Origin of the sequence: Paenibacillus sp. JSM ZJ436 (assembly GCF_044383795.1) — a bacterium.
In the GTDB taxonomy this organism is placed as follows: domain Bacteria; phylum Bacillota; class Bacilli; order Paenibacillales; family Paenibacillaceae; genus Paenibacillus_AQ; species Paenibacillus_AQ algicola.
The window spans coordinates 1-637 of record NZ_JBISEO010000049.1 but is presented as its reverse complement, the minus strand read 5'-3'; the positions used below and the strand labels follow the sequence as shown (position 1 = coordinate 637).

Below are 637 nucleotides of genomic sequence, written 5' to 3'. Positions count from 1 at the left end.
GAAAGCGTACAAGGGTATCTTTCCCTTTGCCTTCCGTCGCGTACAGCACTAACTTGGTATCGACATCTACAAACAACGTAATATAACGATGGCCACGGCGTGCAGAAGTCTCATCCACGGCAACTCGCTTCACTTTCGACAAATCCAATGCTGTCATCGCTGTATTCACGTAGTAACGAAAGATCCGCCACATGCGGGTATCATGCTCTCGAAGCTCACGGGCGGCAGCATTTACAGGCATTTCCGCCATGAGACGCATGGCCCAGGCTTCAAAATACAGCGTAAAGTGTGACTTCGGACGTGACCATGCAACAGGGAGAAGCAATATTTTACCGCAATTCGCGCACTCTGTTCTTGGTACTCTGGCATGGATATAGGTTTTCCAATTCCAGAAATCAAGATGCCGCCAATGTTTCTGGGCAGTATCATGAACCTTGCTTGATGCCCCGCAGTTGGGACAAGCGAACTCAGCGCCTTTCTCGAAATCGACAAACAAATGCCAGGCTTCATCCTGATCATCATATTCAATGTGCGTGAGTTCCCATGGTTTCTCAAGCGCCATTGCAACTCGAAACATCTCTGCAATCAGGTTATCTTTATTGCTAATTGGAGTCCACATCGTCATGACCACCCTATC

The 637-nt window shown here is 48.2% G+C and carries 1 protein-coding gene; it reads right to left on the bottom strand.

All coding sequences use genetic code 11. The annotated features are described in order from the left end of the window. The coding region (locus ACH6EH_RS20190) for a helix-turn-helix domain-containing protein (protein ID WP_397333593.1) at window positions 1-619 on the bottom strand (619 nt) is incomplete at its 3' end. Between the last annotated feature and the right edge of the window lie 18 nt (window positions 620-637).